The sequence below is a fragment of the Algoriphagus sp. genome, assembly GCF_024642405.1.
Lineage (GTDB): Bacteria > Bacteroidota > Bacteroidia > Cytophagales > Cyclobacteriaceae > Algoriphagus.
The window spans coordinates 1-5610 of the sequence record NZ_JAHEBC010000248.1 but is presented as its reverse complement, the minus strand read 5'-3'; the positions used below and the strand labels follow the sequence as shown (position 1 = coordinate 5610).

6 protein-coding genes and 1 pseudogene are annotated in these 5610 nt (G+C 37.4%); 4 read left to right on the top strand and 3 right to left on the bottom strand.

The window, feature by feature from the left end:
* Positions 1–634 (top strand): annotated as a pseudogene (locus Q0L68_RS15330) (hypothetical protein); the annotation flags it as partial.
* A 48-nt stretch (positions 635–682) separates the two neighbouring features.
* Here the strand turns inward: Q0L68_RS15330 and Q0L68_RS15325 are convergent.
* The 3 genes from Q0L68_RS15325 to Q0L68_RS15315 form a co-directional block, all read right to left on the bottom strand.
* Positions 683–892 (bottom strand): hypothetical protein, encoded by a 210-nt coding sequence (locus tag Q0L68_RS15325; protein WP_296704924.1) that lies wholly within the window; start codon positions 890–892, stop codon positions 683–685.
* Positions 893–914: 22 nt separating this feature from the next.
* Positions 915–1460 (bottom strand): hypothetical protein, encoded by a 546-nt coding sequence (locus Q0L68_RS15320; RefSeq protein ID WP_296704923.1) that lies wholly within the window; start codon positions 1458–1460, stop codon positions 915–917.
* A gap of 211 nt (positions 1461–1671) precedes the next feature.
* Positions 1672–2538 (bottom strand): AraC family transcriptional regulator, encoded by an 867-nt coding sequence (locus Q0L68_RS15315; RefSeq protein WP_296704921.1) that lies wholly within the window; start codon positions 2536–2538, stop codon positions 1672–1674.
* Between the two features lie 131 nt (positions 2539–2669).
* On the opposite strand from Q0L68_RS15315, the gene Q0L68_RS15310 reads away from it, so the two are divergent.
* From Q0L68_RS15310 to Q0L68_RS15300, 3 genes are all read left to right on the top strand, one after another.
* Complete coding sequence (locus tag Q0L68_RS15310) at positions 2670–3560, top strand: dihydrodipicolinate synthase family protein (protein WP_296704919.1); 891 nt, start codon at positions 2670–2672, stop codon at positions 3558–3560.
* 115 nt (positions 3561–3675) lie between these two features.
* Positions 3676–5130, top strand: a complete 1455-nt coding sequence (locus Q0L68_RS15305) for an aldehyde dehydrogenase (NADP(+)) (RefSeq protein WP_296704918.1) — start codon at positions 3676–3678, stop codon at positions 5128–5130.
* Positions 5131–5216: 86 nt separating this feature from the next.
* A partial coding sequence (locus Q0L68_RS15300) for a proline racemase family protein (RefSeq protein WP_296704915.1) occupies positions 5217–5610 on the top strand: 394 nt, incomplete at its 3' end.

The following is a 5610-nucleotide window of genomic DNA, read 5'->3' as shown; positions in this document are numbered from 1 at the left end:
TTATTTAAGTGGAAGATCCAATGAAGGTAAAAAGGAAAATGTCTTCATAAACTGTAATCGAGCCTATCAATGGTATAATAAAGGAAGTTTGATTTTATATGGATTACGTGATTTAATAGGTGCTGAAGCCATGGATTCGGCACTTTATAATTTCAACAAAGAATTTGGACTTCGAGAAGAGCCACCTTTCCCTGGAAGCTCTGACTTATATCGCCATTTGGCAGCCAAAACGCCCGATAGTTTAATGTATTATCTGGACGATACCTGGAATAAGATCACACTTTATGATAATAGGGCTGAAGAGGTTACAGCAGAGAAAATCGCTGATGGAGAGTATGATGTAACTATCAAATTTAGCTCTCAAAAGCTTTATGCCGACGGTGCTGGTATGGAAACCAATGCTGAATATGAGGGGGATTATATAGACATCGGTGTCTTTGCAGCTGATGACGTGGATGAAAATGGAAAAGATAGGGCTAATCCTTTATTTATTCAAAAATACAAGATTAAGCCAGGTGAAAATACTTTAACAATCCGGGTTAAGGGCGAACCAGCTAAGGCAGGAATTGATCCCCTGAATAAGCTGATCGACCGACTTCCTGATGACAATACCATTTCGGTAGAAATTCAATAAACAAAAAATCCCTGTTCAATATGAACAGGGATTTTTTATCTTAAATTTTTATTTCTTTTTCCTCAGTAGCGCTACTAATATCAAGACGAAAACAGCAGCTCCCACTACCCAAACCCATGTTTGCTGGTACCATTCGGGTTCGCCTATATTAACGTCAATGTTTAACCCTCCATCCTGAGCATAGGTAGCCAAACTAGACAACATTGCAAGCGTAAATAAGAATAGATTTTGCGTGTATTTAATCAATTGATTTTTCATGGTTGAAATGGTTTTATATAAATTATTTAAATCGAATATTATAGGTTACAGCAACTCCAATGCTTTGAACATCAATTGCTGGGTCAGCTCTAAAAACTTGATTGTAATACCCGAAGATGTTCCAATCATAATTATGATATCCTAGTTGAGGTCTGATGTAAGCTCCACCATCCGCAGAATTTACACTAGTTAGAAAAGAATACCCGACATCGGTACCGACGAAGAATCCTACTGGCTGAGGGTAATATCTAAACATGAATCCGAGAGGTATCGCACCAAACCCATCATTTAACCCGTCGTAATTTTCAGCATCTGACTTTTCAAAATACTTAGTGTACCCTGATGCCACTCCAAAACCGAAATTATCGGTTCTCATAAACTGTGCTGCAAAATCAAGACCGAGAGCAAAAGAAGAATAATTCCCAACGTCTCCGATTGGAGCTCCAAGGTTGATCCCCAATTTTAGCCAGGAATTATTCTCGTTGATTTCATCTAGCTCTCTTACTTGTTGTGCATGAATGGCTAGACCTGCCAGTAGCAGTGTGATAGATAGAAATAGCTTTTTCATAGTTGGTTTTTTTGCAAGAAAAAGCCAAAGCACATGCCCCAATAAGAGCTTAGATTGAAAACAGAATAAAAAATATATCTTAAAGTATTGATTTTTAGACTATTAAAATATTAAAAATAAAAACTAAGGATTGGAAACAATAGAATACTAAAATTAAAAATCACATTTTTTTAACCCTAAAATGGGGAATTAACACCCCTCTATTTCAAAATTAATTTAATTTTCTCCAGGATTTTGGAGTTTGTTCTGTCATTACTTTAAAAGTCTTGTTAAAGTGAGACAAAGTTTGGAAGCCCACTTGAAATGAAATTTGGGATATACTCAAATCTGTTTCTAATAAAAGTTTTTTAGCTTCCGTAATTCTAAGTTGTTGTAAATATTGAGTAAAAGTTCTCCGGGTTCTCAATTTAAAAAATCTACAAAATGCCTCTTTACTCATAAATGCCTGTTCAGCAATCTCATCAAGTGAAATAGATCTGTGGCTATTCTCCAAAATATATCGCATCACCTGATCCATTCTTTTACCATCTCTTTCTGATAAAGACCTGCTAACTGGGATCAAGTTTAGAGCCTCAAGATCTACAGAGTTAAAATCTAGAAGTGATAAAATTTGGATAGAGCGCTGGAGTTTTACCAATCCTTTGAATTCTTTAAAACCATTTAATAATTCAATGATCATTTTTTTTAAATCACCATGGATTTTGAAGCATCCATTAATCTGATCATTCAACAATAGTAAATCCCTAAAATCCTCCACTTCCTTTATAGAAGATCCAAATGCTTGGAAATCAAAAAAAATTGTGTTCCCTGCAATTTTAAGATTATTATTCTCGTCAAAATATTCAGCATCACTCCTGAAAACATGCGGAATATTTTCTCCCAACAAAAAAACATCTCCTCCTTCAAACCTACCGACATAATCCCCTACCAATAATTGTCCTCTTCCCTCCAAAATAACAGTTAATTGACATTGAGGATGTTGATGAAGATTATTATAAAAGTACTGCCCTCTATCTTCTTGATATTGAACAAATGTATTGCCTGACTTTGGAATTTGAAATGAAATAACCTTACTCATAAGCTATAATGATATTCAATTATTAAAAATCGTTCAAATATTAGAGTTTTTTTATCAAAATAGAACCACTTTTTACTAATTGAGCAAATACTTAGCAAAATCAAAGCAATTAATTTTGAATAAAAAAAGATATGAACTGGAAAGGCGTATTCCCCGCGGTAACAACTAAATTCCATGCTGACGGAAGTCTTGATATGGATTTGTTTTTCAAAAACATTGACTTCCAAATAGAATCGGGTGTACATGGAATTATCCTTGGGGGAACTCTAGGTGAAAGCTCTGTTTTAAGCCAAGAAGAGAAAATCACCCTGACTAAAGAAACTGTTGATTATGTGGCCGGGAAAGTTCCAGTGATTTTAAATATTGCAGAAGGCGCTACTCAGGATGCCTTATTTTGGGCTGCCAAAGCTAAAGAGTTAGGGGCTTCGGGATTGATGATGCTACCTCCCATGAGATATGCAGCAGACGCCAGAGAAGTGGTTGCCTATTTCAAAGCTGTTGCAAATAGCACGGATTTACCCATAATGATCTATAATAATCCTGTGGATTACAAGACATTGGTAACCATTGACATGTTTGTTGAGCTTGCAGATTGTCCAAATATTCAGGCAATCAAGGAATCTACAAGAGATATCTCAAACGTAACAAGAATGATCAACCGATTCGGTGATCGCTACCAAATACTATGTGGAGTCGATACTCTCGCAATGGAAGAATTGCTGATGGGTGCCGTTGGATGGGTAGCAGGATTGGTATGTGCTTTCCCAAAGGAGACTGTTACCATATTTAATCTAGTTAATGATGGTAAAATTGAAGAGGCCAGAGAAATATATCGTTGGTTCCTCCCCCTGTTAGAACTGGATATACACCCAAAATTGGTTCAGTATATTAAACTGGCAGAATTCCATTGTGGAGTTGGATCTGAATATGTACGCGCTCCAAGACTCACTTTGATAGGAGAAGAAAGAGAAAGAATTGAAAAAATCATAAAGGATGGTATCTCAAAGAGACCTTCCATTTAAGTGCTAAGTTGTAATCACCTATGTAAAAAGTCAGGGCTTAGGTTCAAAAAATTGTAACTTAAGTTCTGGCTTTTAGCTTTATGAATTTTCTAATCTATTAACCTTTTATAATACTATGAATCTCGACCCAATATTTTCCGCAGCACAAGAAGCATTTCTCTCTTATAAAAATATATCTCCTAGTAAAAAGGCTGAATTTCTTGAAAAAATCGCCGAAACTCTAGAAGAAAACAGAGGTGCTATTGTAATTATGGCTGTACGGGAATCGAATCTCCCTGAAGGTAGAATCAATGGTGAATTAGGTAGGACAACGGGACAAATCAAACTTTTTGCATCTCAAGTGAGAGAGGGAAGTTGGATAGAAGCGACAATTGATCCTGCAGACCCAAAAAGAACTCCCCTTCCAAAAGCTGATATCAGAAGAATGCTGACTCCGATAGGTCCAGTGGTGGTATTTGGAGCCAGTAACTTTCCATTGGCATTTTCCACTGCGGGAGGTGATACTATCTCTGCTTTGGCAGCAGGTTGTCCTGTCATTTATAAAGGACATCCAGCACATCCTGACACCTCGAAATTTGTAGGAGAATGCATCTCTAAAGCTGTAAAATTGTCTGGGCTTCCTGAAGGAATTTTTACTCATGTAGAAGGTGGAGTAAAAATGGGGCAGGATTTAGTCAAGCATCCATTGGCAAAAGCAGTAGCATTTACCGGCTCATTTGGGGCAGGAAAATCCTTGTTTAATATTGCCAATGATAGAAAAGAACCTATTCCTGTATATGCTGAAATGGGTTCAGTAAATCCGGTTTTCGCTTTTCCTGAAAAACTGGGAAATGAATTGGTTCCTTTGGCACAGAGCTATATTAGCTCTTTAACCTTGGGTGCTGGCCAGTTTTGCACCAACCCTGGTTTAATCTTCGTTCCTAAAGAGCTTTCTCATAGGTTTGAAAATGCAGTTTCAGATGCGCTGGAATCGGCTGCCGAAAGCCCAATGCTTCATGAAGGAATTGCATCCTCATTTTACACTGCCATAGAAAACCTAAAAACTCGATCTGAGCTGAAATGGGTGAAAGTACCTAATGCAAAGCACTTAATTAATGTGAGCCCTGCGTTTGCGGAAATCAAAGCTTCTGATTGGATTGCTGATGAACTATTTCAAGAAGAGGTTTTTGGATCTTTTGCTTTGATGGTTGTCTATGAAAATGAAAGTGAATTAATCGAAGTCGCGAAAAAGCTTAAAGGTCAATTAACGATCACTTTATGGGCAGATTCATCTGAACTCAAAGCCCAAAAAGAGCTAATCAACCTGCTGGAAGAAAAATGTGGAAGATTACTTTTCACGGGAGTTCCTACAGGTGTGGAAGTGGGATATGCTATGCAACATGGAGGACCTTTTCCTTCTACAACGGATGCAAGAAGTACTTCTGTTGGAGCACATGCAATTAAACGTTTTGCAAGACCTATCGCTTTTCAGGACATGCCCTCCGAATTACTCCCGGATGCTTTGAAGAATGATAACCTACTTGAAATCGTAAGACAAATAAATGGAAAGTTCACAACAGAAAGCATCTAAAATTTAAGATTGGTTTAATCAAATTTGAAAACTAATTAGGTTAACAAACCCGTCAAAAAATCATACTTATACTATTGAACTAATCAATGTCAACAAGACATACTTTCTCCTGCATTGATGCACATACTTGTGGCAATCCTGTACGGGTAGTATCAGGAGGTGTGCCCTTCTTAGAAGGGAACAACATGTTGGAAAAGCGACAGTTTTTCCTTGAAAACTATGACTGGATCCGAACAGGATTAATGTTTGAACCTCGAGGACACGATATGATGTCCGGATCAATGCTTTTTCCTCCACACAATCCTGAAAATGATGTATCCGTTCTTTTTATTGAAACCAGCGGTTGCCTTGCCATGTGTGGCCACGGTACGATCGGTACAGTTACGATTGCAATTGAAGAGGGATTAATTTATCCCAAAACTCCTGGACAACTTCGCTTAGAAACCCCTGCTGGACTCGTTTTAGTAGAGTATAAACAGG

Coding starts and splice junctions, on each gene's coding strand:
- Q0L68_RS15325 (WP_296704924.1), bottom strand. CDS start 892: ATGAAAAATCAATTGATTAAATACACGCAAAATCTATTCTTATTTACG.
- Q0L68_RS15315 (WP_296704921.1), bottom strand. CDS start 2,538: ATGAGTAAGGTTATTTCATTTCAAATTCCAAAGTCAGGCAATACATTT.
- Q0L68_RS15305 (WP_296704918.1), top strand. CDS start 3,676: ATGAATCTCGACCCAATATTTTCCGCAGCACAAGAAGCATTTCTCTCT.
- Q0L68_RS15310 (WP_296704919.1), top strand. CDS start 2,670: ATGAACTGGAAAGGCGTATTCCCCGCGGTAACAACTAAATTCCATGCT.
- Q0L68_RS15320 (WP_296704923.1), bottom strand. CDS start 1,460: ATGAAAAAGCTATTTCTATCTATCACACTGCTACTGGCAGGTCTAGCC.